Source organism: Agrobacterium sp. GD03872 (genome assembly GCF_029840625.1).
Classification (GTDB): domain Bacteria; phylum Pseudomonadota; class Alphaproteobacteria; order Rhizobiales; family Rhizobiaceae; genus Agrobacterium; species Agrobacterium fabrum_A.
In genome coordinates this window covers 104,765-125,531 of sequence record NZ_JAOCCY010000002.1, presented here as the reverse complement: position 1 = coordinate 125,531, position 20,767 = coordinate 104,765, and the positions used below count along the sequence as shown (strand labels likewise).

The 20,767-nt window shown below is 64.7% G+C and carries 21 protein-coding genes and 1 pseudogene; 2 read left to right on the top strand and 20 right to left on the bottom strand.

Going from position 1 to position 20,767, the window contains the following annotated elements:
* Positions 1-128: 128 nt before the first annotated feature.
* From N5D22_RS27140 to N5D22_RS04455, 17 genes and pseudogenes are all read right to left on the bottom strand, one after another.
* Positions 129-1,169: pseudogene (locus N5D22_RS27140) on the bottom strand (recombinase family protein); the annotation flags it as partial.
* On the bottom strand, positions 1,162-1,563 hold the full coding sequence (locus N5D22_RS04530; protein WP_279654583.1) for a helix-turn-helix domain-containing protein: 402 nt from the start codon (positions 1,561-1,563) through the stop codon (positions 1,162-1,164). The gene N5D22_RS04530 and the pseudogene N5D22_RS27140, both read right to left, overlap by 8 nt.
* Positions 1,564-1,694: 131 nt before the next feature.
* Complete coding sequence (locus N5D22_RS04525) at positions 1,695-1,964, bottom strand: hypothetical protein (protein WP_279654582.1); 270 nt, start codon at positions 1,962-1,964, stop codon at positions 1,695-1,697.
* Between the two features lie 128 nt (positions 1,965-2,092).
* Entirely contained in the window at positions 2,093-2,335 is a 243-nt protein-coding gene (locus N5D22_RS04520) for a DUF2274 domain-containing protein (protein WP_279654580.1), read from the bottom strand.
* Positions 2,332-3,591 (bottom strand): TrbI/VirB10 family protein, encoded by a 1,260-nt coding sequence (locus tag N5D22_RS04515; RefSeq protein WP_279655034.1) that lies wholly within the window; start codon positions 3,589-3,591, stop codon positions 2,332-2,334. The genes N5D22_RS04520 and N5D22_RS04515 overlap by 4 nt, the downstream gene beginning before the upstream one ends.
* Positions 3,585-4,637, bottom strand: coding sequence for a P-type conjugative transfer protein TrbG (gene trbG, locus N5D22_RS04510; RefSeq protein WP_279654579.1), 1,053 nt, complete (start codon positions 4,635-4,637; stop codon positions 3,585-3,587). The genes N5D22_RS04515 and trbG overlap by 7 nt, the downstream gene beginning before the upstream one ends.
* Positions 4,634-5,317, bottom strand: coding sequence for a conjugal transfer protein TrbF (gene trbF, locus N5D22_RS04505; RefSeq protein WP_279654578.1), 684 nt, complete (start codon positions 5,315-5,317; stop codon positions 4,634-4,636). The genes trbG and trbF overlap by 4 nt, the downstream gene beginning before the upstream one ends.
* Entirely contained in the window at positions 5,317-6,684 is a 1,368-nt protein-coding gene (gene trbL, locus N5D22_RS04500) for a P-type conjugative transfer protein TrbL (RefSeq protein WP_279654577.1), read from the bottom strand. The genes trbF and trbL overlap by 1 nt, the downstream gene beginning before the upstream one ends.
* Before the next feature lies 1 nt (position 6,685).
* A complete protein-coding gene (gene trbK-alt / locus N5D22_RS04495; RefSeq protein WP_279654576.1) occupies positions 6,686-7,078 on the bottom strand; it encodes a putative entry exclusion protein TrbK-alt in 393 nt (130 codons plus the stop codon).
* A 14-nt stretch (positions 7,079-7,092) separates the two neighbouring features.
* On the bottom strand, positions 7,093-7,857 hold the full coding sequence (trbJ, locus tag N5D22_RS04490) for a P-type conjugative transfer protein TrbJ (protein ID WP_279654575.1): 765 nt from the start codon (positions 7,855-7,857) through the stop codon (positions 7,093-7,095).
* Positions 7,854-10,292, bottom strand: a complete 2,439-nt coding sequence (trbE, locus tag N5D22_RS04485) for a conjugal transfer protein TrbE (RefSeq protein WP_279654574.1) — start codon at positions 10,290-10,292, stop codon at positions 7,854-7,856. The genes trbJ and trbE overlap by 4 nt, the downstream gene beginning before the upstream one ends.
* Positions 10,293-10,306: 14 nt before the next feature.
* Positions 10,307-10,588: a VirB3 family type IV secretion system protein gene (locus tag N5D22_RS04480; protein ID WP_242932163.1), complete on the bottom strand. Its 282-nt coding sequence runs from the start codon at positions 10,586-10,588 to the stop codon at positions 10,307-10,309.
* Entirely contained in the window at positions 10,588-10,881 is a 294-nt protein-coding gene (locus N5D22_RS04475; protein WP_058390520.1) for a TrbC/VirB2 family protein, read from the bottom strand. Before N5D22_RS04475 ends, N5D22_RS04480 begins: the two co-directional genes overlap by 1 nt.
* Positions 10,882-10,946: 65 nt before the next feature.
* Positions 10,947-11,969, bottom strand: a complete 1,023-nt coding sequence (gene trbB, locus N5D22_RS04470; RefSeq protein ID WP_279654573.1) for a P-type conjugative transfer ATPase TrbB — start codon at positions 11,967-11,969, stop codon at positions 10,947-10,949.
* A gap of 169 nt (positions 11,970-12,138) precedes the next feature.
* Positions 12,139-12,576 (bottom strand): ribbon-helix-helix domain-containing protein, encoded by a 438-nt coding sequence (locus tag N5D22_RS04465; protein ID WP_279654572.1) that lies wholly within the window; start codon positions 12,574-12,576, stop codon positions 12,139-12,141.
* Between the two features lie 11 nt (positions 12,577-12,587).
* Positions 12,588-14,579, bottom strand: a complete 1,992-nt coding sequence (locus N5D22_RS04460; RefSeq protein ID WP_279654571.1) for a conjugal transfer protein TraG — start codon at positions 14,577-14,579, stop codon at positions 12,588-12,590.
* Between the two features lie 116 nt (positions 14,580-14,695).
* On the bottom strand, positions 14,696-15,040 hold the full coding sequence (locus tag N5D22_RS04455) for a DUF2285 domain-containing protein (protein WP_279655033.1): 345 nt from the start codon (positions 15,038-15,040) through the stop codon (positions 14,696-14,698).
* A gap of 62 nt (positions 15,041-15,102) precedes the next feature.
* On the opposite strand from N5D22_RS04455, the gene N5D22_RS04450 reads away from it, so the two are divergent.
* A complete protein-coding gene (locus N5D22_RS04450) occupies positions 15,103-15,366 on the top strand; it encodes a helix-turn-helix transcriptional regulator (RefSeq protein WP_279654569.1) in 264 nt (87 codons plus the stop codon).
* 121 nt (positions 15,367-15,487) lie between these two features.
* On the opposite strand, the gene N5D22_RS04445 is transcribed toward N5D22_RS04450, so the two are convergent.
* A complete protein-coding gene (locus N5D22_RS04445; RefSeq protein WP_279654568.1) occupies positions 15,488-16,447 on the bottom strand; it encodes a LysR substrate-binding domain-containing protein in 960 nt (319 codons plus the stop codon).
* A 6-nt stretch (positions 16,448-16,453) separates the two neighbouring features.
* Positions 16,454-17,410: an SDR family NAD(P)-dependent oxidoreductase gene (locus N5D22_RS04440; RefSeq protein WP_279654567.1), complete on the bottom strand. Its 957-nt coding sequence runs from the start codon at positions 17,408-17,410 to the stop codon at positions 16,454-16,456.
* Between the two features lie 137 nt (positions 17,411-17,547).
* Here N5D22_RS04440 and N5D22_RS04435 point away from each other — a divergent pair, with 137 nt between their 5' ends.
* Complete coding sequence (locus N5D22_RS04435; protein ID WP_279654566.1) at positions 17,548-18,453, top strand: AraC family transcriptional regulator; 906 nt, start codon at positions 17,548-17,550, stop codon at positions 18,451-18,453.
* Between the two features lie 2 nt (positions 18,454-18,455).
* Here N5D22_RS04435 and N5D22_RS04430 read toward each other — a convergent pair whose 3' ends face one another.
* Entirely contained in the window at positions 18,456-20,510 is a 2,055-nt protein-coding gene (locus tag N5D22_RS04430) for a DUF3363 domain-containing protein (protein ID WP_279654565.1), read from the bottom strand.
* Positions 20,511-20,767 lie beyond the last annotated feature (257 nt).

Sequence of the window (20,767 nt, the reverse complement as noted above, 5' to 3'; positions counted from 1 at the left end):
TCCTCGCGTCGATCGAGGATCGAGGCCAGGATCTCCTCCAGCCGCTCGGGCTGGAGCAGCCGGTTCTCAATATGGTCGCAGACGATGGCGTCGAGCTGCGGCATCGGGATCGAGCGGCCGGAGCAGCCTGTCTCGCCCTGCCGGGCCTTGATCGAGCACGTATAGTAGCGATAGCGCCCGCCCTTGCCGGTGCGGAGTGTCATGGCTCCCCCGCACTTCTCGCAGAAGCAGATGCCTGTCAGCAGGGTCGGCCCGCTGACGACACGCGGCGGCGTGACCTTGGAGTTGCGAACCCGCAAATGCTCCTGCACGGCATCGAATGTCTCCTGATCGATCAGGCGCGGCACCGGGACGACGACGATCTCGCTGACCGGCTTCAGCACCTTGGACTTGGAGCGCTTGTTGAACTCATGCTCGCCGATATAGGTGCGTCGGGTCAGGACGCGGTGAAGCTGACCGATGCCCCAACGCCCACCGTCGCGGGTGAAGATGCGGTTGCGGTTGAGGTGATTCACGATGGCCTTGACACCCATCGGGCCTGAGCCGCCTTCGCCCTGGAGAGCGAGCCGATAGATCAGCCGCACCGTGTCGGCGTGCAACGGGTCGATCTCCAGCTTTTTCTTGGTCTTGGAGCCGCGTTGCTCGGCTGCGACGATGCGATAGCCGATCGGCGGAAGAGCGCCGTTCCAAAAGCCCTGTCGGGCATTCTCCTTCAGGGCGCGCATGACATGCTTGGCGTTCTCCTTCGACTGATATTCGTCGAAGAGCGCCATGATCCGCCGCATCATGTCGTGGATCGGATCGTCGCCCAGTTCCTGTGTGATAGACACGAGCCGGACGCCATTCTTGGCGAGCTTCCGGTAGTAATATTCCATGTCGAAGGCATCGCGGAAGAAGCGCGAGAAGCTGTGAACCAGCACCACGTCGAACGGTGCGGGCTTGGACGTGCCCGCTTCGATCATGCGCTGGAACTCGGGCCGACGATCGTTGGTGGCGGTATTGCCCGGCTCCACGAAGGTTTCGACAAGCTGATACCCGCGCGCCTCGCACCAGGCTTCGCCCTGCCGACGCTGGTCAGGGATCGACACATCATGCTCGGCCTGTCGCGCGGTGGAAACGCGCAGGTAAAGGGCGGCACGGGTGGCGACCAGCGGAGATTCTTTATTCATCGGCGGTCTCCTTCGGGCGTGAGGCTTTGCGCCGTGGGCTGGCAAGCGCCAGTTCCAGCACGACGCGATCATGGACGAGTTTGGGGGCGAGTTTCTTGCCGCTGCGCTCCATGCGGATGAGGCCGTAGCCGACCATCGCTTTGAGCGTGCGTGAGAGGTTGGATTTCGCGCGGCCGGTCAGTTCGGCCAGGGCATCGAGCGAATCCGGCTGCTGCTCCGCGATCAGACGCAGCATTTCGCGGTTGGGTGCCGACAAGACCTTTGAGAAGGATTCCGTCGAGATGAACCAGACTTTGGGATCGTCGGGCGACGGCTGTTCCTCGCCGCGCGCGATGCGTAGCGTCCGGGCCTTCATTTCCTCTGTATCGGCAATGCCGATCTTCAGCGTGGTCATGGCGCGCAGCCTCCGCAGGGGCACTCGCCGACCGACAAAGGACATCAGGCGGCGAAGCTGATATTCGCCATTATGGTTATCATAGTAATATAACTATTACAAGGAAACTCGCTCTACTCGATCGAGCTGGATCAGCCGGGCTTACCGAACAGTTCGTCAATAATGTCGCCGAACCACGCCTCGAACAGGTCGATCTCGGCTTCGGTTACGGGCACGCGCTCGGGCCAATCGTCGGAGACGGTCCAGTGATCGAACGATAGCTCCGTGCCACGTCCTTTCGCGACCGGCGTTTCGGGGGATGTCGGCATATCTTCATCGATATAGTCGTAGAGATCGTCGGGCAGGCTGCCGGAGACGGCACGAGTCCGACGCCGGGTCTTGGTGGCTTGGCGTCGAGACATGAACTCACCGTCCGGTTGGATATGCAGTCGTGGGTTCCCCGATCGGAATACGCGGCACTGCGCCGCTCCATCATCCTGCGGGGTTTGGCGACCGCGTGAAGTCGAGATTGTGCGATACCTTGATCGCCTCATGCGATCGGAATGCCGGACGATGGCGTCCCACGCCGCGCCTTGGCGAAGCCGCGATCGGTGGCAATGAAGCGTTCCAGCATGGGGACGATCAGTCGGACGGGATCGGATGCGGCGTGCCCTGCCTCACGGCCGAGGATTTCGGCATAGGCGGTTAGGTCGCGGTGCAGGCTGGCGGGCAGCTCCAGCGTGACTTTGATGGGCTTGTCGTCAGCGATCGGACCGAGCTTCAACTTGGTCATGGCGTTGCTCCATAGGGTTCAAGCACGAGGTCGCGGGTGACGATGACGCGGACGGGGAAACCCGGCCGGATGGTCAGCGTCGGTGCGATCTGCAACTGGCGCTGGACGATCTGTTGTCCGGCCTGATTGACGGTATCCTGAGCGCCGTCGCGGATCGCACGCACCAGCCGGTCATTGTCGTCGGTGGCGAGTTCGGTGCCGATACCGAGCAGCGTCGAAAGTGCTGCGGCCTTGGCGAGATCCCACCAGTGGTAGTCGACGCCATCCTCAAGCCCGGCATAGCCTCGCGTATCCGCGCCCGGCTGACGCTCCAGCACGATCGAGCGGCCGTTCGGGAAAATCAGGCGGTTCCAGACGAGCAGGATGCGGCGTTGGCCGAAGCCGACGCCGTTGTCATACTGGCCGATGACACGGGTGCCCTGCGGGATCAGGAGGTTGCGCCCGGTCGGGCTGTCATAGATGTTCTCCGTCACCTGCGCGGTGATCTGGCCGGGAAGATCGGAACGGATACCAGTGATGAGCGCGGCGGAAATCACCGCGCCGGCCTGAAGCACGTTCGGCGAGGCGGGTACGGCAACGCGATCGGACGCGACGGTGCGTCTGTCGGGTATCTGGTTGAGGAAGGCGAGTTGGCGGTCCTGCGCCGAGGGCGTGGCAGGCTGTGGCGCAAGGCCAAGACTTGCAAGGTTCGGCGCAGCAGCCGTGGTGTCGGCCGTCGCCGTCGTGGCTGGCGCAGCGGTGCGCGTCTCCGTCGAGGCGAACAGGCGAGCGGTCCTCGCCGCCTCCAGTTCCTGCAAGCGACGCTGCTCCTCCGCGCTGAGGCCAGGCTGCACCGCTGGATTGGCGGGCGTACCGGCGAGCGGCGGCATGACGGGCTGTCCGCGATTCTGCGCGTCGAGTATCGGTCGGCCGAGATCGCCGGGAAGCGGCGGGCCGAGCACCGGTCCGGTATAGTCGCGCGGCAGGCTGTTGAGGCCGTCCGGCGTCGCCCGGTTGTCGGTCGAAAGCAGTTCCTCGTTCTGGCGGCCACCCTGGGAGGTCTGAAGCGCGTAGATCAACGCGCCGCCGACACCGAGGCTGGCGACAAGACCAAGACCGGCGAGCACCTTGCGCGACAGGCGGGTGACGCGCGGCGGCTCGGGGCGCAGGCGCATGGGCGCGACCGGCTCGCCGGTCAGCGGGCGGGCATCATCGGAAGGTTCCGGCGCCTCGGGCTTGCGCCCTTCTTCCTGTTCGGGATCGACCTCGCTCACGATGCGGGCCTCCCGTCCGTGCGCGAGATGCGGACCCGCTTCTGGTTGCGGTCGGTGCCGAAACGCAGCTCGGCAGCGGCGAACAGCCGGTCCACGACCATGTACTTTCCGCGAACGCGATAGTTCACCAGTTCCGAGGTATTGCCCTCCGGCCCGACGACGAAGAGCGGCGGCATCTCGCCTTGGCCGATGCCGCGCGGAAACTCGATGAACACCTGCCTTCCGTCGTCGAAGGCGCGCAGCGGCCGCCACGGCGCACGGTCGCCGGAAATCTCGTAGCGGAAGTTGACGTTGGCGAGATCGACGCCGCTGGCAACGGGCTGGACAGCCTGCGCGTCGGCGTTCTGGCGGCGGAGCGCGATGAGCTGGTCCTGCGGATACTGCCAAGAGACCGACGCCATATAGGTGCGCTCGGTCGAACGCAGTTCCATATGGTAGGTGCGCAGATTGGTGTTGATGACGAGATTGGTCATCAGATCGGTGCGTGTCGGCTTGACGAGGATATGGACCTGCCGGGTAGCGCCCGTGCCGCTTTCGGTATCGCCGATGATCCAGCGCACCGTGTCGCCAGCGGCGACCGGGCCGGAGCCGACCAGCGTTTCGCCCGGCTGAAGCGCGATGTCGGTGATCTGCCCAACAGCGGTATAGACCTGATAGAGCGCGCCTTGCGTGAAGGGATAGACCTGCATCGAATTGATGAAGCCGTCGCGCACGGGCTGCACGCGGGCCTGCGCGTTCGCCTGATTGACCCTGGCCGTGGGGTCGACCGGTTCCGGCGTGCGGCGCGTGGTCTCGACAGGTTTCATCTGGCCGGGCAACGGCAACGGGCGCGGCAGCTCGACCACTGTGACCGGCGCAGGCGGATCGACTGTCTGCACGGCAGGCGCGGCATCGTCATAGGCGATCTCGGGTGGCGGGGTCGTCGTGGCGCAGCCGGCGAGCGCCGTGGTGCAGACGAGGAGAACCGGCAAAGCGGATTTACGGAAAGCCGGAATGACGGGATTGCGTGCCGCCGGATGTCCGGCGGTCGGATAAGACGGCCGGATCATTGTCCAAGCTCCTTCGACCAGTTGATGGCGTTGACGTAGATACCGAGCGGATTGGCCCGGAGTTTCTCGGGGTCGCGCGGGGTCTGCACGACGACGGTGAGGATGGCGGACCAGCGCTCGGTCGAGGCGAGCGAGCCGTCCTGATAGCGGCGCTCTATCCAGGCGACACGGAAGCTGTCGGGTGATGCGCGGATGACCGAGGAAACCTCAATCGCGATTTGCTGCTTGCCGACTTTGGTGAACGGGTCATTGGCGCGGGCATAGTCGTTGAGCGCCAGAGCCCCGGCCTGCGTCGTGAACTCATAGGCGCGAAGCCAGTTCTGCCGCACGATGATGGCGTCCGCCGGGATCGCGCGGACCTGTTCGATGAACCGGGCCAGATGGAAAGCGATCTGTGGATCGGTCGGCCGGTAGTCAGCGACGGCGGGGGCGACGGCCTGTGCCTGGCCGAGCTTGTCGACCTGCACCACCCACGGCACGATTGATCCGCTGGTGGACTGCCAGACCAGCGCGGCGGACAGCCCCGCCGACAGGGCGAGCGAGCCGAAGGCCATGAAGCGCCAGTTCCGGGCCTGCACGCGGGCGGAACCGATGCGGTCGTCCCAGACCTGCGCCGCTCGTTGGTAGGGCGTCTCGGGCTGAGGGGATTTGCCATAATGGGTGGCGGGTCTTTTGAACATCAGCGGTCACTTTCAGAGAGATTGATGGAAGAGCCGCCGCCGTGGCTGTCGCCGCTGCGCACGGAATGGGCGGCGGCCTGAACGCCGTGGGTGAATTGCTGCGAGCGCTTCATGCGTTTGGCCCATGCGGGCGGGCCGTCGGCGGCGGATGCTGACGACGTGGAGGTGGACCCGGCTTCGCCGGCCTCTCCCCAGATGGTCCCGGCAGTTGAAGAGCCGCCCGTGACCTCGAACGCACCGCGAGCGCCAGCCTGATAGCTTTGCTTCATGCTGTCGGCGGCTTTCGATACCGCGCGCTTCAGGGGAGACGCGGCCGCTTGCGCGCCGGTCGAGGCGACATTGCCGAGACCGGAGGCGACGGCGGATGCGCCCGACTGTCCAGCAGCGCCGAGGCTGTAGGCGGTCGAGGCCCCACCAGCGAGAGCCGCGCCGCCACGGGCGGCGGCGGCCGCGCCTCCGGCAAGTGCACCGGCCCCGCCAGCGGCAGCGCCAAGGGCAGCGCCGCCGGCCATGACCATGCCACCGGCGGCAAGGCCCGTTCCGATAGCTCCGCCGGCGCCGAGCTGCGGGCCGCCGGAGACAAGACCGTTGGCGATGCCGGGACCGAAGATGCCCAGGCCGAGCAGCGACAGCGCGGCGAGCACGATCGCCATGGCGTCGTCGATCGTCGGTGTCGCACCGCCGAAACCAGCGGTGAACTCGGAAAACAGCGTCGAGCCGATGCCGATGATGACGGCGAGCACCAGAACCTTGATGCCCGACGAAATGACGTTGCCGAGCACACGTTCGGCCATGAAGGCAGATTTGCCGAACAGGCCGAACGGGATCAGCACGAAACCGGCGAGCGTCGTCAGCTTGAACTCGATCAGGGTGACGAAGAGCTGCACGGCGAGAATGAAGAAGGCGAGCAGGATCAGCGCCCAGGCAAAAAGCAGGCACGCGATCTGGATGAAGTTCTCGAAAAACGAGACCCAGCCCATCAGGTCGGAGATGGATTCGAGCAATGGGCGACCGGCGTCGAGCCCGGTCTGCGCCACCTTGCCGGGGCGCAGCAGGTCGGCGACGGAAAAGCTGGTCCCGGACGCCTTCAGGCCGAGGCCGGCGAAGCTCTCGAAGACGATGCGGGCGAGATTGTTCCAGTTGCCGATGAGGTAGGCGAAGACGCCGACGAACAGCGTCTTCTTGACCAGACGGGCGATGACGTCGTCATCGGCGCCCCACGACCAGAACAGCGCGGCCAGCACCACGTCGATGACGATCAGCGTCGTCGCGATGAACGTGACCTCGCCCGACAGCAGGCCGAAGCCGCCGTCGATATAGCGCGTGAAGACTTCGAGGAAATGGTCGATGACGCCGGTGCCGCCCATGTCAGCGCGCTCCCTCATCAGGAGAAACGGGCGGCCTTGCAGGCTCGGGCGGTGTGACCGGCTGCATCTCCTTGACGATCGGATCTTCAGCCGGAGCCGATGGCCACAATGTCGTCGGAGCGTCCGGTGCATCCGGCGTCTGCGCACCCTGCTTCAGGAAGCGGTCGCGGTTCTCGGCCCATATGCCGAGGCAAGCGGGATCGCGGGTGGCGGCCTCGCCCATGTCCCGGCAACGGCGAAGGCGTTGGCGCAGGTCGCCAGTGTCGCCGCGTTGGCGTGCCTGGCGGCCGACCTCGGCAGGTTCGGGCTGGCGCGTGAACTCGATCACGGCGGCGGTGATGGCGACGCCGACGAAGACGACGGCGCCGAGCCGGGCAAGCATCTTGCCGTCCATGGGCGTCGCCTCCCTCAATTACCGCTGCTCGGGAACATCCGGGCATTGCCCGGCTGGTAGCCCGTGCCCGGCGTCAGGAAGCGGCGGCGCTGCTCGCGCCCCTGTTCCGCGGCGGCTGCCCGTTCGGCGTCGGTAAGTGCTTGCGCCCGGCCGTTGGCGGCGACGACGGCGGTGAGATCGGCAAGTTGCTGAGCCTGAAGCGCGAGGAGCTGGTTGCCGGCCTGCGTCGCCTGAAGTGCGCCGGTCGCGCCCTGGCTCGCCCCCACCAACCGCGACATCTCCGTGCGGTTGGTGTCGATATTGCCGACGACGGTGGCCTGCACCTTCATCGCATCCTGAAGGCTACCGACCGTGTTTTGCCAGCGGGAGCGGGCATCTGAGACAAGCTGCTGATCCGACGCGGAAAGCGAGACATTCCCATATTTCTGCTGAAATATCTGATCGATCTGCTGAACGTCGTAGGCGATGTTCTGTGCCTGATTGAGCAATTGCTGGGTGCGCTGTACCGACTGCTGAATCTGCTGGAGCGACGAGATCGGCAGGTTCGCCAGATTGCGAGCCTGATTGATGAGCATCTGCGCTTCGTTCTGAAGCGAGGTGATCTGGTTGGTGATCTGCTGAAGGCTCCGGGCGGCCGTCAGCACATTCTGCACATAGTTCGTCGGGTCATAGACGATCCATTGCGCCTGTGCGGGCGCGGGCAGCATCGGGGCAAACGCGACGGGGGCGATGAGCAGCGCGGCAGCAAGCCGCGCCACGCGGGAACGGCGCAGTTTCATGGCAGTTTCTCCAGATTGGTGAGGTCGGGGATGAGGTCGGCGGCCCAATCGACGCCGCGATGGCGTAGCCAGGCGTTGAGAAAGCGATCCGGGCCGTGTTCGGCGAGGAGCTGGGCGATGATGGTCTGATCGGATTTGCCGGACGCGGCGCAGAGCGACAGCGCCACGTCGCTGAGGCCGAGGTCGAACAGGCGATTGCCGCGCCGGGACTGGCAGTAATAGTCGCGCTTGGGCATCGCCCGCGCGAGGATCTCGATCTGACGATCGTTGAGGCCGAAGCGGCGGTAGATGGTGGTGATCTGCGGCTCGATCGCGCGCTCGTTCGGCAGGAGGAGCCGGGTGTGGCAGCTTTCGATGATGGCAGCCGCAATCACGCTGCCGTCAATGTCCGAGAGGCTTTGCGTGGCGAAGATAACGCTGGCGTTCTTCTTACGCAGCGTCTTCAGCCATTCGCGAAGTTGGCCGGAGAACCCCTCGTCGTCGAGCGCGAGCCAGCCCTCATCGACGATGATGAGCGTCGGCGATCCGTCGAGCCGGTCTTCGATCCGGTGGAACAGATAGGCCAGCACGGCGGGTGCGGCGTCCGTGCCGATCAGCCCTTCTGTCTCGAACGCCTGAACGGTGGCCGTGCCGAGATGTTCGCTCTCGGCGTCGAGCAGCCGGCCCCAGGCGCCGCCGATGCAATAAGGCCGGAGCGCCTGCTTCAGGTCATTGGACTGGAGCAGGACGCACAGGCCGGTGATGGTGCGCTCGCCCACTGGCGCGGAGGCCAGCGAAGTCAGCGCCGTCCAGATGTGCTCCTTCACCTCGGGCGTGATGGTGACGCCTTCGCGCAGGAGAATGGCGACGATCCAGTCCCCGGCCCACGCGCGTTCGCTCGTCTCCTCGATGCGGGCGAGCGGCTGGAGGCTGACGGACGTGTCCGAGCCGTCCGTCAGCCCGCCGCCGAGATCGTGCCAGTCGCCCCGCATGGCGAGCGCTGCGGCGCGGATCGAGCCGCCGAAGTCGAAGGCGAAGACCTGGGCGCCTCTGTAGCGGCGGAACTGAAGCGCCATGAGCGCCAGCAGCACCGACTTGCCCGCGCCGGTCGGGCCGACGACGAGCGTATGGCCGACATCGCCGACGTGAAGGGAAAACCGGAACGGGGTCGAGCCTTCGGTCTTGCCGAAGAGCAGTGGGGGCGCTGCAAAATGCTCGTCCCGTTCCGGCCCCGCCCACACCGCCGAAAGCGGAATCATGTGGGCGAGATTGAGCGTGGAGATCGGCGGCTGCCGGACATTGGCATAGACATGCCCTGGCAATGATCCGAGCCAGGCATCCACGGCGTTGATGGTCTCTGCCATCGCCGTGAAGTCGCGGCCCTGGATGACCTTCTCCACGAGGCGTAGTTTTTCGTCGGCGATGCGCGGATCGGCGTCCCACACCGTCACGGTGGCGGTGACATAGGCGATGCCGGCATAGTCCGCGCCGAGTTCCTGAAGCGCGAGATCGGCATCCGCTGCCTTGTTCGACGCATCCGTGTCCACCAGCGCGGATTGCTCGTTGGTCATCACCTCCTTGAGGATCGCGGCGATGGATTTGCGCTTGGCGAACCATTGCCGCCTGATCTTCGTCAGCAGCTTGGTCGCGTCGGTTTTGTCGAGCAGGATGGCGCGGGTGGACCAGCGATAGGGAAAGGCCAGCCGGTTCAGCTCGTCGAGCAGACCCGGCGTTGTCGCGGTCGGAAATCCGGTGATGGTCAGCACGCGTAGATGCTGATCGCCCAGGCGCGGCTCCAGCCCGCCGGTCAGCGGCTGATCGGCGAGCAGCGCATCGAGATAGATCGGGGTTTCGGGGACGCGGACACGGTGCCGGTGCGTTGACACGCAGCCATGCAGATAGGTCAGCATCTCGCTATCATCGAGCCAGCGGCATTCCGGCATGAAGGCTTCGATCAGACGGAGCAGCCGGTCGGTCCGGTCGGCGAAGGCGTTGCACAGCTCGTTCGGATCGATGCCAGCCTTCTCGCGTCCCTCGTAGAGCCAGGTTTCCGCGCGCGCGGCGTCCTCGGCAGGCGGCAGATAGGTGAAGGTCAGGAAGTAGCTGGACTCGAAATGCGCGCCCGCTTCCTCGAAATCTGCCTTGCGCTCGGCATCGACCAATGCGGACGCCGCATCGGGAAACGTGCTGACGGGATAGATCGCGGCCGGATGGCGCTGCGCTTCCACGAAGATCGCCCAACCGGAGCCAAGGCGGCGGAAGGCGTTGTTGAGACGACCGGCGACGGCGACCAGTTCGGCGGGCACAGCCGAATCGAGATCGGGGCCGCGAAACCGTGCCGTGCGCTGGAAGCTGCCATCCTTGTTGAGCACGATGCCGGGGCCGACAAGGGCTGCCCAGGGCAGGAAGTCGGCAAGGCGGCTGTTGCGATTGCGATATTCGGCGAGGTTCATCATCGGTGCGCTCCCCCTCAGACCGTGAGATGTGCGGGGATGCGCAGATGGCGGCGGCCTACATCAACGAAGAGCGGGTCGCGCTTCGCCGCCCACACCGCCGCGAAATGCCCGATCGCCCAGATGGCGAGACCCACCAGCCAGAGGCGCAGGCCCAGGCCGACCGCGCCTGCCAGCGTGCCGTTCATGATGGCGATGGCGCGCGGAGCGCCGCCGAGCAGGATCGGCTCGGTCAGCGCCCGGTGGACCGGCACGGTGAAGCCCGGAACCTCGCTCCCCTGTTCGACGACGCCCGCCATCAGACCAGCGCTCCGCCGCCGAACGAGAAGAACGACAGGAAGAAGCTCGACGCGGCGAACGCGATCGAGAGGCCGAAGACGATCTGGATCAGACGGCGGAAGCCGCCCGACGTATCGCCGAAGGCCAGTGCGAGGCCCGTGGTGATGATGACGATCACGGCGATGATCTTGGCGACCGGGCCTTCGATCGACTGGAGGATGGATTGCAGCGGCGCTTCCCAGGGCATGGACGAGCCGGAGGCATGGGCGGGCGCGGCCATCATCAGGCTCACGACGGCGACTGAAGCCGTCATGGTGAGGTGATGGAGCAATTGATATGGGCGCCGATCAGCGAGATGTATGGCGCGCAGACGTTGGATCATGGATGGTCTCCTTCGGGGCTGAGGGCTTGGGCTGAGGAAGTCGCAGCGCCGTCGCCCTCGATGACGGCGGGCGCGACGCGGTAATCGCCGTCCGGGCCAAGGCCCTCGACACGGGCGAGTTCGGTGAGCCGGCGTGCGGAGCCGCGTCCGGAGAGGACGGCAACGAGGTCGATGGTCTCGGCGATCAGCGCGCGCGGAACGGTGACGACAGCTTCCTGGATGAGCTGTTCCATCCGGCGCAGCGCGCCGATGGCGCTGCCGGCGTGGATGGTGCCGACGCCGCCGGGATGGCCGGTGCCCCATGCCTTCAGGAGATCGAGCGCTTCCGCGCCGCGCACCTCGCCGACCGGGATGCGGTCGGGGCGCAGGCGTAAGGATGAGCGAACGAGATCCGACAGGGACGCCACGCCATCCTTGGTCCGCATGGCGACGAGGTTGGGCGCGGCGCATTGCAGTTCGCGCGTGTCCTCGATGATGACGACGCGATCGGAAGTCTTCGCCACCTCGGCCAGGAGCGCGTTGGTCAGTGTGGTCTTGCCGGTGGAGGTGCCGCCCGCCACGAGAATGTTGGCGCGGGACACGACGCCCTTGCGCAACGCCTCGGCCTGGGTAGCCGTCATGATCCCGGCCCGGACGTAATCGTCGAGCGTGAACACGGCGACGGCGGGTTTGCGGATGGCAAAGGCAGGCGCGGCGACGACGGGTGGCAGCAGGCCCTCGAACCGCTCCCCTGTCTCGGGCAGCTCGGCCGAGACGCGCGGGCTGCCCGCGTGGACTTCGGCGCCGACGTGATGCGCGACGAGGCGCACGATGCGTTCGCCATCGGCGGGCGACAGTCGCTCGCCGGTATCGGACAGCCCTTCGGAAAGCCGGTCGATCCAGATGCGGCCATCCGGGTTCAGCATCACCTCGACGATCGCGGCGTCTTCGAGAAACCGTGCGATGGCCGAGCCGAGCGCGGTGCGCAGCATCCGCGCGCCGCGTGCCAAACTTTCCGAATAGTGATGTGAAACGGCCATCTGATCCCCGTGTTCGCCGGGGAGACATCAGACGGTCCCCGGACGGGGATGATTAAAAGAGCCGGAAATTAGGCGGATTCAACAAGTATCTAACACCCGGCGGCCATAGCGAAGAAACGGCGGCAATCGGCGGGATTGATTATTGGACGCCGCACACCAGAGGCGTCCGCTATTCTGTATCGTCTGCTCTATTGCGTCGCGAGTCGATGTCACGCGACAGGTCTTTCAGGAACCGATCGCCGGTTGCCAGCTTCCGACCGAGCGTTTGAAGAAAGCCATCGAACCGTTCCGTGCCTTTGGCTCGCGCCGATGCCTGTGCGCTGTCGGGCAACGGCGGCATGACGGTCAGCCAGAAGCGGATGAACAGCGAGAGCGTTTCTCCGAGAATGGCGAGGTCTTCGTCCATGCCCTCGATCTGGCGGCCTATCCGGTCCATGCGGCGGGCGAACACGGCTTCCAGCCGCTCCGAGGCGTCGGCCGACAGGAACGACGCGACGGCGGCTTCGATCACGGCGGACTTGGAGATATTGCGGCGGAGCGCCAGAGCCTCGACCTTCTTCAGGAGGTCGGGGTCGAAATAGACGTTCATGCGGGTCTTCGTCTGCATGGCCGTCCCCTTCACAATTCTATGCCATCGGCAGGGTCCATCGACGCCTGCCGGGCAACCGATGTGACCTGCTGGCGGAAACTGCGCGCCTTGGCGGCATCCACGTCCGGCTCATCGTCGAGTATGTCGAACTCGCCGACTGGCGCGTGATCCGGCGGCGAGATCTCCTCATGCTCCGGCAATTCCGGCTCGCGGCGGATGCCTGCGTTAGCCGGATCGATGTTGGTGCTGCCAGCATTTCCCGGTGCAACCCCAGCCGACGCAGCCGGGATCGCCAGCGCCGACCAGTCGTCGGCGGGTGGCGTTGCCGGCGCTTTCGACGTTCCCGGCTTCGGTGGCGGCAACAGGCGCTCCCGGAACCGCGCATCTTCGTAGTAGCGCGCCTTCTTCGCCCGGATTGGCGGCACGCCCGCGACCAGCAGCAATTCGTCGGCGGGCGGAAGCTGCATTACCTCGCCGGGGGTGAGCAGCGGCCGGGCCGTCTCCTGCCGCGACACCATGAGGTGGCCGAGCCAGGGCGACAGCCGGTGCCCGGCATAGTTGGTGGAATCGCGCATCTCAGTCGCGGTGCCGAGCGCATCCGATACCCGTTTGGCGGTGCGCTCGTCATTGGTGGCGAAGGCGACACGCACATGGCAATTGTCGAGCACGCTGTTGTTTGCGCCATATGCCTTCTCGATCTGGTTGAGGCTCTGCGCGATCAGGAAACTCTTGATGCCGTAGCCCGCCATGAAGGCCAGCGCGCTCTCGAAGAAGTCGAGCCGGCCGAGCGCCGGGAACTCATCCAGCATCAGCAGGAGACGATGCCGGTTGGCGGAGGTCTTCAGGTCTTCTGTCAGGCGCCGCCCGACCTGATTGAGCAGCAACCGGATCAGCGGCTTGGTGCGGTTGATGTCGGAGGGCGGGACAACGAGATAGAGGCTGACCGGCCGTTCCGCCGTCACCAGATCAGCAATGCGCCAGTCGCACCGCGCCGTCACCTTCGCCACCACGGGATCGCGATAGAGACCGAGGAACGACATGGCGGTCGAGAGCACGCCCGACCGCTCGTTGTCACTCTTGTTCAGCAGTTCGCGCGCCGATGACGCGATGACCGGATGAACGCCCGCTTCGCCGAGATGCGGCGTGTTCATCATGGCGCGCAGTGTCGCCTCTACGGGGCGCTTAGGATCGGAGAGGAAATTGGCAACGCCGGCGAGCGTCTTGTCCGCTTCAGCATAGAGAACATGCAGGATCGCCCCGACCAGAAGCGAATGGCTGGTCTTTTCCCAATGGTTGCGCTTGTCGAGCGCGCCTTCGGGATCGACGAGGATGTCGGCGATATTCTGCACGTCGCGGACTTCCTTGTCGCCGCGCCGCACCTCCAGCAGCGGATTATAGGCGGATGACGTGGGATCGGTCGGATCGAACAGCAGCACCCGACCATGCTTCGACCGGAAACCGGCGGTCAGCCCCCAGTTCTCGCCCTTGATGTCGTGAATGATTGTGCTGCCCGGCCAAGTCAGCAGCGTCGGCACGACGAGACCGACGCCCTTGCCCGATCTGGTCGGGGCGAAGCACAGCACATGCTCGGGGCCGTCATGACGGAGATAGTCGCGCTCGATCCGGCCGAGCAGGACCCCATCGGGGTCGAGCAGACCGGCGGCCTTGATCTCTTCCGGTTCAGCCCAACGCGCCGATCCATAGGTGGCGACATTCTTCGCCTGTCGCGCACGAAGGACAGACATGCCGATCGCGACGGCGATGGCGATGAAGCCGCCCGAAGCCGCGATGATCGCCCCTTCGACGAACACCTTCGGTGCATAGGCATCGTAGAAATACCACCACCAGAAGAACGCTGGCGGATAGTAGATCGGCCAGCTCGCCACCATGAACCATGGCTCGCCGAGCTGCGCCTGAAAGCCGAGTTGCCACGCTGTCCACTGCGTCGCCGCCCATGTCGTCAACAAAATGATGATGGAAACGAGGGCGATCTGCCCCCAAAGAATCTGACCTCCGCGCATACAGGCTCCGATCGGCAAAAGAGACGGAGCTGATCAGAGAATAGCCGTTCCGGCCAGAAGCAACAGAAAATCCGATGCGTCGGGGTATCGGATACTATGGCGAAGAAAAAGGACGGTCAGTGGCGTGTCGAGCGCGCTTCCGCCGCTGCTTGTTCCAATATCTTACGGTAGCCCACCTTCGTCATCCAACGCGCCCGAGCGAGATGACTTTCCCAGCATCGGCGTGTGCGTTCGGCGTCCGTCACCGGGTCACGATGCAGGACGATCCGCGCGACTTCCGTCCAGTCTGCCCTATCGGCTTCGGCGTCGAGCAGCCGCATGTAGGTGACGAAGTGCGCCTCGTCATAAATCGTGATCGCTGGCTCGGTCGGAGCCAGGTCATCGACCTCGGGGTCAAGCTCAGGGCGCACTCGCATTGCACGGCCCTCCCTAAGATGTAGCGCCGCATGGAATCCCGAAATGGGATAATCCTGAATCAGGATTAGCGCAAAGGCTCCCCTCTTTCAATGGAGAGCCCTCTCGAATGCAGAAGTCCTTGCGCACGCCCCGACAAATACTTCTGCAATCTCTGCTTGTCGAAGCGCGCAAGGCCAAAGGATTGACGCAGGCTGAGTTGGCTGAAACGTTGAACAAGCCGCAATCTTTCGTTGCCAAGTATGAGAATGGCGAACGGCGGATCGATGTCGTTGAATTCGTGGATATTACTGCGGCCCTTGGCGTCTCCGCCGCCGATCTCCTCGCCACGATAGAGCCTGCCATCGCCCAACCGCGTCAGGTGGGTGATTAAATACCACAAGTCTACACGTCGACAACGCCACCCTGAGTGCGCGGCCGTGTCGGCGAGCGTTACGGTGTTGGGGCAGATTGCGGATTCGCTCGGGATCGAACCGAGCGAACGGCTCCAATCGTCAGAGCGAGCGCGCTGACCGGCTCATTTGCGCGGCTAGATCAAGCATGTTCAGCAATGCTGGATTGCGGTTATGAGGCGACCATACCGCGCTGAACCGCGCCGGTTCGGTCTCATCGGCGATTGATCGAAACACCACGCCGGGAAATGACACGTACGTCGTCGCCTCGCTGGTCAGTGTGATGCCGTCGCCAGCCGCGACCATACCCATAAGCGTGTCGCGCGCCACGTCGCAGCGGCGGATACAAGGTGAGCGCTGGCGCTCGCTGAGCCGACGTACGACATGCTCAAACACTTGCGGCCCGGTGCCGCCATGTCGGGCAAGAAAAATCTCATCGCCGAGGTCGAACCATGCGATGCTCTCCCGTTGCGCTAAGGGGTGATCTTTCGGAAGAGCCACCATGATCGGTTCGCACCACAGCGCTCGGGAATGGCAATCGGGTGAGTGGACGCCATCGATTACGAAGGCGACATCAAGCCTGCCCTCACGGACCATTGCGATGGTTTCAGACGAACGCCCCTCCAGCACAGATTGCTCGACCATTGGATAACTGGCGCGATACCGGCGGCGAAGATCGACGAGGAAACCCGCGGCGATGGAACTATGTAGGCCGATCGCAAGATGCCCCTCCGTCCCATCGATCCTTGCGCCTGCCGTGCGCACTGCGTGATCCAGTTGGGCGATGCCAGCCGATACCCCGGCGATGAAATGTTGCCCGGCATCGGTCAACCGAACCCCGCGATGCCGCCGCTCGAACAACAGGATGCCCAGAGCATCTTCCAACCCCTTGATCCGAGTGCTGACGCTGGATTGCGTGGTACCAAGCACATTCGCTGCGTGATGGAAGTTCAACACTTCAGCGACGACGATGGCATGGCGTAAGGACACCAACGGAATACCGCGAAGATGATCGAAACCACCTTCCGGCTGATCCTTCCCAAGCTTCCGCCCCCAACGCATTGATGCCTATCCCGTCACTGCGATCTGCGTAAGCTTGGTTGACAGTTCCCACAGACGCTCGGCTTCGGTTACGCTGGTCGCATATTCTTTGACGCCGACGAACGGCTCGCTTGCTGTTTCCGCCCGGACGGCGATGTCACAATCTTCGCAATAGAGACCACCAAGCCCGTCGAGTTGCGGCGAGGTTGCCGCCCAGACCTGCGTCGCGGCTCCCTGGGCTGGTGTCTTAAAGGTGGGATCGGCTGGATTGCCGTTTGCATCGAGCCAGCCTTCGGCTGTCATCTCGGTTTGCGTGAGATGACGCTGGAGCGGCGTGAATATCTTGCCGGGATGGAGTGAGAAGGCGCGGATGCCGCGATCCCTGCCAATTCGGTCGAGATGGACCGCGAACAAGGCATTCGCCGTTTTCGACTGCCCATAGGCCAGCCATTTATCGTAGCCGCTCGTGAACTGTACGTCTTCCCAGCGGATCGGCGAAGCGTGATGCCCGGCGGAGGAAACCGAGACGACGCGCGCGCCTCCTTCGAGCAACGGCGAGATCAAATTCGTTAGTGCGAAATGGCCGAGATGATTGGTGGCGAACTGCGCCTCCCATCCCGGCCCGACCCGCATCTCCGGACACGCCATGATCCCAGCGTTGTTGATGAGCATGTCGAGATGGCTCTCGGCCGCGAGAAGTCGCTTGGCGAACAGATGAATGCTGGTGAGGTCTTCGAGATCAAGCGCGTCCACTATCACATTGGGAACATCATGCATGGCCGCCCGCGCCGCCTCAGGGTTGCGCGCGCCGACGATCACATGCGCGCCGGCTGCCGCTAGCGCCCTCGTGGTTTCCAGTCCGAGGCCGGAATGCCCACCGGTGACAATCGCGCATCTACCGGTCAGGTCGATACCTGCCAGCACGTCTGAGGCTGTTGTGCGGGCACCAAAGCCGGAGCCCAGAGGTTTCTGATGATCGGTCATATAGCTTCTCCGAAGTTGAGAGCGGTCCCGTGTGACACCGGACCTGTCCTTTCGATTCAGGGGAGATTAGAGGTGGCCATCGAACGATCAATGTCCTATAGTTCGAATATCTTTCGTCATAGTACGGCATATCTGATTTGGACCCCCTATCCGACGTTCTTTCCCTGCTGAGGCCCAGAACGGCGATCAGCGCCGGTCTCGATGCGGGCGGCGAATGGGCTATCCAGTTCCCCGCCCATGAAGGCATTAAATTCAACACCGTGATGCGGGGCTCCTGCTGGGTAAGCGTGGCTGGCGAAGCCGAACGGTTGCGGATCGAGGCCGGAGACTGCTTTCTGCTGACTCGTGGCTTGCCGTTCCTGTTCGCGACCGACAATCCACCACCGCCCATCGACTCCGCCACGATCTACGATTACGCGGTGGATGGCATCGCGACCTGCAACGGAGGCGGCGATTTCTTCCTGATCGGCGGGCGCTTCGCGTTCGAGGGGGATCACGCCGGGCTGCTATTTGGTGCGCTCCCCGCCATCGTCCATATTCGCGATGCCACTAACCAAGCGGCGGTGTTGCGTTGGGCACTGGAGCAACTGGCACTGGAATTGAAGCAGGGATCGCCCGGCGGGGCACTGATGGCCGATCATCTTGCGCAGATCATGTTGCTTCAGGTACTGCGACTCTGGCTCGCTTCCGGCAAGCAATCCGGCTGGCTGGGCGCGCTGGCCGATCACAGACTGACCCGTGCGCTTGGTGCGATGCACGCTGAACCGCAACGCCGCTGGACGCTGGTCGAGCTTGCCGGCCTCGCCGGTATGTCCCGCACGACTTTCGCCGAACGGTTTCGCGATGTTGTCGGACAGACGCCGCTCGACTATCTGGCGAGTTGGCGGATGCGGCTGGCCGCCGATCGATTGCATCGCAGCGCCGACAGTGTTGCCGCCATCGGCTTTTCTGTCGGTTATGAATCGGAGGCCGCGTTCAGCACTGCATTCCGCCGTGTAACGGGCCGCACCCCGATGCAGTATCGACGTACGGTGTCCCTATAATCTCACAAACCCAATCCCCGCTGCCGCCCCAACTGCCATGATACCGATCCGCCCTGCACGACGCCCGACACCTCACGTCCAAGCTGACGGTCAATGACCGGCCGCCACGGGACAAGGGTGAACTCGTGGGACTTTTCGACGATGGCGAACTTGCCGCTCGATAGCTGCACGGTCCCGGTGAGAGTGCCGGTAACGGTCTCGCCATCAATGGCGGTGCGAAACGGTGTCCCCTTTTTCGCAGCCATCTCAGCTCCGGCACGGGCCACTTCCCGCTCCTGAAGCGTCGCGATCAGATTGCGCCGATAAGCAATGCGGCCGTCCGTCTGACGGATGGCGTCGCCCCTGTCGATCAGGTTATCGCGCCGACGTTCCATCGCCTCGCGCACCTGCTCGCCGAACCCCGACGACGACAGCTCCGACGTGCTCGCACCGACCAGCCGTCGGTCGAGCCAGGTCGCGCCATCCGATCCAATCTGGCGCTCGAGGTCGAAGGTCGATAGGACGCGGATATTGGCACGGGCATTCCGGCCCGCGTCATGAGCGGCGGCGCGCGCTTCGAAATCCTCCGGGATGCGCCATTGATCGGCGTCGATCCGCTCCGCGATCCCGGCCCGCCGCAACGCCTCCAGGCGACGGACATGTGCATCGACGAAACCCTCATAGTCCCCACCCGGCACACGGCCGTCGAACCGGGCCTGCTCCAGATGCCGGCTCGGCCGATAGATGCCGTCTTCGGCCATGCCGGCGATAGCGCGATCGGACGGACGGCCTGCACTGTCGGGCGGCCCGATCTCGATGACGCTGCCGACGTGGGCGTCCTCGACGCGGGCCGGGTCGACGCCGGAGATGTGGTGCGTGCGCCCGTCGATCCCATCGACCACCAGCGTCAGATTCTCGCCCAGCTCGTCCGACAGATGTTTGTCGATGACGCGGCCGACGATCGGCGCCGCTGGCGCGGCATCGTGAATCTCGAAGCTCATCGGATCGCGTTCCGCGCCCTCGGCCCGGAGCGCCTTCTGCATGGTGCGGACGATGTCGCCGCGCTCGCCCATCTCGCGCAGGGTCGGCTCCAGCCGCTCGCTCAATTCCCAGACGCCCGGCGCGTGTTCGGTCGCGAGTCCCATGTCGCCGAGCTTGCCGAGACGGCGCAGCCGCATGGTCCGGTCTGACTGGCCGCGCAGATCGTCGGGTTCATGGCGCAGGTCGATCAAACGCGCATCGGCTTCCGCGATCATCGCCCGGTCGATGCGAGTGAGCCAGTCCTGATCGATCTCCGTCATGAGCTTTCGGCGCTGCTCGATCTCGGTGACGGGGCCGAGTTCCAGCGTCGCCAGTTCGCTCGCCCGCTCGCGGATTCCGCCCGCGAGATAGTCACCGTTGATGACGAGATCCTCGCCCGAGGCATCGCGGCCATTGACGATGACGTGGACATGGGGATGGCCGGTGTTGTGGTGATTGACGCCGACCCAATCGAGCTTGGTGCCCAGATCGGCTTCGACCTGCGCCATCAGTTCGCGGGTATAGTCCTTGAGGTCAGCAAGATCGGCGGCATCCTCGGGGGAGACGATGAAGCGGAACTGGTGGCGATCGTCCTTGCCGCGATCGAGAAAGGCATCGCCATCGGCGCGGTCATCTGCCGCCGAATAAAGCTGCCCACGTTCCCCGTCACGGGACGTGCCGTCGCGCTGGATGTAACGCAGATGCGCGGCGGCCTTGCCGCTCTTGCCCGCGCCGCGAACAGACCGCGATTTGACGATAACGCGGCGACTGCCGGGCTGGCGATGGTTCCAACCGCCCGACAGATTGCGGGCGCGCACGAAGGCCGCGCCGCGCCCGCGTTGGACGCCCCGGCCGGAGGCGATCATGTTCTTGCCCTTTGCGGCACGATTGGCGCCGCCGCCTTTCGCCGACCGGCTTCGACCTGACGCGGCCTGCTGCTGGCGGGCAATCTTGCGAACCTTGCTGAGGAAGCTCTTGGCCTGACGACCGGCCTTCGGCGCGTCAGAGCGCACACGGCCGGGCCTCGGCCGGAAGCGGTTGTCGTCGTCGGTGCTCATGGCTGAGCCATCCGAAACCGCCGATTTCGGGCAAGAGTGCCGCGAGAAACGCCGGAGATACTGGGTTTGCCGCGCTTCGCGGCACCATGAAGGCCCGGCGACGGTGCCGCCCCAAACAGTGTGCAGACAAGGGCTTGCCCCCCGGATCGGACCCATAGGGTGCCGTCCGCTTTAATCTTGCCCTCCCGCCTGCCTTTCCGTCCTGCCTCTCCTGCCCAGGGATGAGACTGTCGCCAGCCCCATCCCCTGCACACTGA

Coding starts and splice junctions, on each gene's coding strand:
- trbL (WP_279654577.1), bottom strand. CDS start 6,684: ATGGGCGGCACCGGCGTCATCGACCATTTCCTCGAAGTCTTCACGCGC.
- N5D22_RS04445 (WP_279654568.1), bottom strand. CDS start 16,447: ATGCGTTGGGGGCGGAAGCTTGGGAAGGATCAGCCGGAAGGTGGTTTC.
- N5D22_RS04525 (WP_279654582.1), bottom strand. CDS start 1,964: ATGTCTCGACGCCAAGCCACCAAGACCCGGCGTCGGACTCGTGCCGTC.
- N5D22_RS04430 (WP_279654565.1), bottom strand. CDS start 20,510: ATGAGCACCGACGACGACAACCGCTTCCGGCCGAGGCCCGGCCGTGTG.
- trbJ (WP_279654575.1), bottom strand. CDS start 7,857: ATGAAACTGCGCCGTTCCCGCGTGGCGCGGCTTGCTGCCGCGCTGCTC.
- N5D22_RS04520 (WP_279654580.1), bottom strand. CDS start 2,335: ATGACCAAGTTGAAGCTCGGTCCGATCGCTGACGACAAGCCCATCAAA.
- trbG (WP_279654579.1), bottom strand. CDS start 4,637: ATGATCCGGCCGTCTTATCCGACCGCCGGACATCCGGCGGCACGCAAT.
- N5D22_RS04450 (WP_279654569.1), top strand. CDS start 15,103: ATGCAGAAGTCCTTGCGCACGCCCCGACAAATACTTCTGCAATCTCTG.
- N5D22_RS04530 (WP_279654583.1), bottom strand. CDS start 1,563: ATGACCACGCTGAAGATCGGCATTGCCGATACAGAGGAAATGAAGGCC.
- trbB (WP_279654573.1), bottom strand. CDS start 11,969: ATGGCCGTTTCACATCACTATTCGGAAAGTTTGGCACGCGGCGCGCGG.
- N5D22_RS04465 (WP_279654572.1), bottom strand. CDS start 12,576: ATGCAGACGAAGACCCGCATGAACGTCTATTTCGACCCCGACCTCCTG.
- N5D22_RS04480 (WP_242932163.1), bottom strand. CDS start 10,588: ATGGCGGGCGTCGTCGAACAGGGGAGCGAGGTTCCGGGCTTCACCGTG.
- N5D22_RS04460 (WP_279654571.1), bottom strand. CDS start 14,579: ATGCGCGGAGGTCAGATTCTTTGGGGGCAGATCGCCCTCGTTTCCATC.
- trbK-alt (WP_279654576.1), bottom strand. CDS start 7,078: ATGGACGGCAAGATGCTTGCCCGGCTCGGCGCCGTCGTCTTCGTCGGC.
- trbE (WP_279654574.1), bottom strand. CDS start 10,292: ATGATGAACCTCGCCGAATATCGCAATCGCAACAGCCGCCTTGCCGAC.
- N5D22_RS04440 (WP_279654567.1), bottom strand. CDS start 17,410: ATGACCGATCATCAGAAACCTCTGGGCTCCGGCTTTGGTGCCCGCACA.
- trbF (WP_279654578.1), bottom strand. CDS start 5,317: ATGTTCAAAAGACCCGCCACCCATTATGGCAAATCCCCTCAGCCCGAG.
- N5D22_RS04475 (WP_058390520.1), bottom strand. CDS start 10,881: ATGACGGCTTCAGTCGCCGTCGTGAGCCTGATGATGGCCGCGCCCGCC.